Origin of the sequence: Phenylobacterium sp. (genome assembly GCF_031425575.1) — a bacterium.
In the GTDB taxonomy this organism is placed as follows: domain Bacteria; phylum Pseudomonadota; class Alphaproteobacteria; order Caulobacterales; family Caulobacteraceae; genus Phenylobacterium.
In genome coordinates, this window is sequence record NZ_JANPJP010000237.1 from 1 (window position 1) to 4,013 (window position 4,013).

At 68.9% G+C, this 4,013-nt stretch carries 6 protein-coding genes; all 6 read left to right on the plus strand.

What is annotated here, in order from left to right; all coding sequences use genetic code 11:
* Positions 1-300: phosphonate C-P lyase system protein PhnG (gene phnG / locus RMO97_RS13345; protein WP_310541546.1), on the plus strand; the 300-nt coding region annotated here is incomplete at its 5' end.
* Positions 300-914, plus strand: coding sequence for a phosphonate C-P lyase system protein PhnH (phnH, locus tag RMO97_RS13350; protein ID WP_310541547.1), 615 nt, complete (start codon positions 300-302; stop codon positions 912-914). The genes phnG and phnH, both read left to right, overlap by 1 nt.
* 1 nt (position 915) lies before the next feature.
* Positions 916-2,022 (plus strand): carbon-phosphorus lyase complex subunit PhnI, encoded by a 1,107-nt coding sequence (locus RMO97_RS13355; protein WP_310541548.1) that lies wholly within the window; start codon positions 916-918, stop codon positions 2,020-2,022.
* Positions 2,019-2,927, plus strand: coding sequence for an alpha-D-ribose 1-methylphosphonate 5-phosphate C-P-lyase PhnJ (locus RMO97_RS13360; protein WP_310541549.1), 909 nt, complete (start codon positions 2,019-2,021; stop codon positions 2,925-2,927). The genes RMO97_RS13355 and RMO97_RS13360 overlap by 4 nt, the downstream gene beginning before the upstream one ends.
* Positions 2,927-3,748, plus strand: a complete 822-nt coding sequence (gene phnK / locus RMO97_RS13365; protein WP_310541550.1) for a phosphonate C-P lyase system protein PhnK — start codon at positions 2,927-2,929, stop codon at positions 3,746-3,748. Before RMO97_RS13360 ends, phnK begins: the two co-directional genes overlap by 1 nt.
* Positions 3,749-3,756: 8 nt before the next feature.
* Positions 3,757-4,013, plus strand: a 257-nt coding sequence (locus RMO97_RS13370) for an ATP-binding cassette domain-containing protein (protein WP_310541551.1), incomplete at its 3' end; no start/stop codon positions are given.

Here is a 4,013-nt window from a genome sequence, read left to right on the forward strand (position 1 = left end):
ATGGGCGGCGCCGGCGACGCCTTCAACCTCGGCGAGATGACCGTGACCCGCGCCGCCGTGCGGCTCGAGAGCGGCGAGACCGGGATCGGCTATGTGGCCGGGCGCGACCGCAAGCATGCGGAGATCGCTGCGGCTGTGGACGCCATGATGCAATCGGCTGACCTGCGCCCCGCCGTCGAGGGGGCCGTGATCGCCAAGTTGGCCAGGACCCAGGACGAGCGCCGCGACACGGCCGCGCGCAAGGCCGCGGCCACCAAGGTCGACTTCTTCACCATGGTCCGCACCCGGAGCCCCGGCTGATGTCCGCCGTCCTCGATCTCGCCGATATCGCACCCGCTTTCGCCGACCCCACCCGGGGCAGCCAGGCCGTTTTCCGCAAGGTGATGGAATGCATGGCCCGCCCGGGCGTCATCCATGACCTGGCCTTCGCCCCCGACGCGCCTCAGGGCCTGGATCGCGCGGCCGGGGCCATCGCCCTGACCCTCTTCGACTTCGAGACCCTGATCTGGCTCGATCCGCGTCTGCGCGGCGGGCTCGCCGAGGGCTGGATCCGCTTCCACTGCGGCGCCCCGCTCACCGAGGATCCGCTGGCCGCGGCCTTCGCCCTGATCTCCGACATCAGCTCGGCCCCGGCGCCCTCCGCCTTCAACGTGGGTGACGCCAAGTATCCCGATCGCTCCACCACCCTGGTCATCCAGCTGCCGGCCCTGGAGGGCGGGCGCCAGGTCGTACTCACCGGCCCGGGTATCAAGACCGAAACGACCCTGGCCCTCGCGGGCCTGCCGGACGGATTCTGGGCCCAGGTCCAGGCCAACCACGAGCGGTTCCAGTTCGGCGTGGACTTCATCTTCGTCGCCGGCGACCGCGTGACCGCGCTGCCGCGTTCGACGCGCATCACCATCAAGGGAGACTGACATGGCCTATGTGGCAGTTAAGGGCGGCGAGCGGGCGATCACCAACGCGCACCGCTGGCTCGCCGAGGATCGCCGGGGCGACGTCTCCATCCCGGAGATCGAGACCGATCAGATCCGCGAGCAGCTTTCGCTCTCGGTCGACCGGGTGATGAGCGAAGGTTCCTGCTATGATCGCGACCTCGCGGCCCTGGCCGTCAAGCAGGCGCGCGGCGACCTGCCGGAAGCCATCTTCCTGACCCGGGCCTATCGCACCACCCTGCCCCGCTTCGGCGCCTCCCTGCCGGTGGAGACCGGTCAGATGGCCGTCCGCCGGCGGATCTCGGCGGCGTTCAAGGACATCCCCGGCGGCCAGGTGCTTGGCCCGACGTTCGACTACACCCACCGGCTGCTGGACTTCACCCTGGCCGCCAACGGCGAGACGCCGGTCGAAGGCGCCCTGGAGGCCGAGGAAGCTCAGGCCTACCCCATGGCTACCATCGCATCTGTCTTCGCCCACGAGGACCTGCTCGAGCCCGACACCCGGACCGACGAGGCGCCCGCGCCCTTCGACCTGACCCGCGAGCCGATGGCCTTCCCGGCCGGCCGCGACCAGCGCCTGCAGGCCCTGGCCCGTGGCGACGAGGGCTTCCTGCTTTCCCTGGCCTACTCGTCGCAGCGCGGCTGGGGCTCGACCCACCCGCTCTGCGCCGAGATTCGCCTGGGCGAGGTGGCCGTCGAGTTCATCCCCGACGAACTGGGCTTCGCCATCGAGATCGGCGAGCTGACCCTGACCGAGTGCCAGATGATCTCCACCTACGGCGGCGGCGTCGACACCGCCCCGCAGTTCGCCCGCGGCTACGGCCTGACCTTCGGCCACTGCGAGCGCAAGGCGATGTCCATGGCCATCGTCGACCGCGCCCTCCGGGACTCGGCCGCTGGCGAGGCTTCGGCCCCCTGCCAGGATGAGGAATTTGTCCTCTACCACTCCGACAATGTGGAGGCCTCCGGCTTCGTGCAGCACCTGAAACTGCCGCACTACGTCGACTTCCAGGCCGACCTGCAACTGATCCGCCGCCAGCGCCGCGACTACGCCGAGCGCGCCGCCGCGATGAAGGAAGCCGCCGAATGACCGCGCGTCCCAACGAGCCTGAGCGCTACTACAACTACGCGTACCTGGATGAGCAGACCAAGCGGATGATCCGCCGCGCGATTCTGAAGGCCCTGGCCATCCCCGGATACCAGGCGCCCTTCGGGTCACGCGAAATGCCGGTGCCCTATGGCTGGGGCACGGGCGGCATCCAGCTGACCGCGGCGATCATCGGTCCTGACGATGTCTACAAGTGCATCGACCAGGGCGCCGACGACACCACCAACGCCGTCTCGATCCGCCGCTTCTTCGCCCAGGTGGCCGACGTGGCCACCACCGAGGAGACCGGCGAGGCGACCATCATCCAGACCCGCCACCGCATCCCCGAAAAGGGACTTACCGAGGGCCAGGTCCTGGTCTTCCAGGTGCCGCAGCCCGAGCCGCTGCGCGGCCTGGAAGCCCGCGAGACCGAGACCCGCGCCATGCACGCCTATGAGGAATACGGCCTGCAGTACGTCTCCCTCTATGAGAGCGTCGCCGCCCACGGCTACATCGCCTCGACGGTGGGTTATCCCACCATGATCGAGGAGCGCTACCTGATGAGCCCCTCGCCCATCCCCAAGTTCGACAACCCCAAGCTGGGCCAAAACCCGGCCATCCTGCTGTTCGGCGCCGGGCGCGAGAAGCGCATCTACGCCGTGCCGCCCTACACCAATGTCCGCAGCCTGGACTTCGAGGATCACCCCTTCGAGACCCAGACCTGGGAAGAGGACTGCGCCCTCTGCGGCGCCGAGCAAAGCTACCTCGACGAGGTGGTCCTGGATGACTCCGGCGAGCGGATGTTCGTCTGCTCCGACAGCAACTTCTGCGCTGAACGCCGCGCCGCCGGCCACGCCGGCCCGATGGCGGGCCATCAGCTCGCCGCCCTCGACAAGGAGCCGGCGTGATGGATGCCGAAGTGATGACCCGGCCGCAAGCGGCCTCCGGAATGACCCAGGCCGCACCGCTGCTGCGGGTCACCGACCTCACCAAGTCCTACGGCCACGTGGTGGGCTGCCGCAATGTGTCCTTCGAACTGCGCCCCGGCGAAGTGCTGGGCATCGTGGGCGAGAGCGGCTCGGGCAAGACCACCCTGCTGAACGCCATCTCGGGCAAGCTGCCGCCCTCGGCCGGCAAGGTGGAGTTCGACACCAGCCGCTTTGGCCTGACCGATATCTACGGCCTCAACGAGCCCGACCGCCGGCGCATGCAGCGCGAGGAATGGGGCTTCGTGCACCAGAACCCGCGCGACGGCCTGCGCATGCGGGTCTCCGGCGGCGCCAATGTCGCCGAGCCGCTGATGAACCTCGGCGACCGGCACTATGGCCGGATGCGTGCGGCCACCATCGAATGGCTGGAGCGTGTCGAGCTCGACACCCGCCGCATCGACGACAAGCCGCGCAACTTCTCCGGCGGCATGCAGCAGCGCATCCAGGTGGCGCGCAACCTGATCCACGGGCCCCGCCTGGTGTTCATGGATGAGCCCACCGGCGGTCTCGACGTCTCGGTCCAGGCCCGCCTGCTCGACCTGCTGCGTGAACTGGTCCGCGATCTCGGCCTGGCGGTGATCATCGTCACCCACGACATGGCCGTGGCCCGCCTGATGGCCGACCGGCTGATCGTCATGAAGAACGGCTTCGTCGTGGAGACCGGCCTCACCGATCAGGTGCTGGACGACCCCCAGCATCCCTACAGCCAGCTCCTCGTCTCCTCCGTCCTGCAGATCTAGGTCACACCATGAGCACCCTTCCCCTCATTGTCGTCGAGGACCTGGCCAAGACCTTCGTCCTGCACAACGCCGACTCAGCTTCCATCCCTGTGTTCGAGCGCCTGACCCTGGAGGTGTCGCCCGGCGAGTGCGTCGTGCTCGCGGGCGAGTCCGGGGTGGGCAAGTCCACCCTGATGCGCGCGGTCTACGGCAACTACCTGCCGACCCAGGGCGCCGTGAGGGTCCGCCACGACGGCGTCTACGCCGATATCACCCGCGCCGCGCC

What these genes read in the sequence shown, in the direction of transcription:
- phnH (WP_310541547.1), top strand. Translation starts at nt 300, where the DNA reads ATGTCCGCCGTCCTCGATCTCGCCGATATCGCACCCGCTTTCGCCGAC.
- RMO97_RS13355 (WP_310541548.1), top strand. Translation starts at nt 916, where the DNA reads ATGGCCTATGTGGCAGTTAAGGGCGGCGAGCGGGCGATCACCAACGCG.
- RMO97_RS13360 (WP_310541549.1), top strand. Translation starts at nt 2,019, where the DNA reads ATGACCGCGCGTCCCAACGAGCCTGAGCGCTACTACAACTACGCGTAC.
- phnK (WP_310541550.1), top strand. Translation starts at nt 2,927, where the DNA reads ATGGATGCCGAAGTGATGACCCGGCCGCAAGCGGCCTCCGGAATGACC.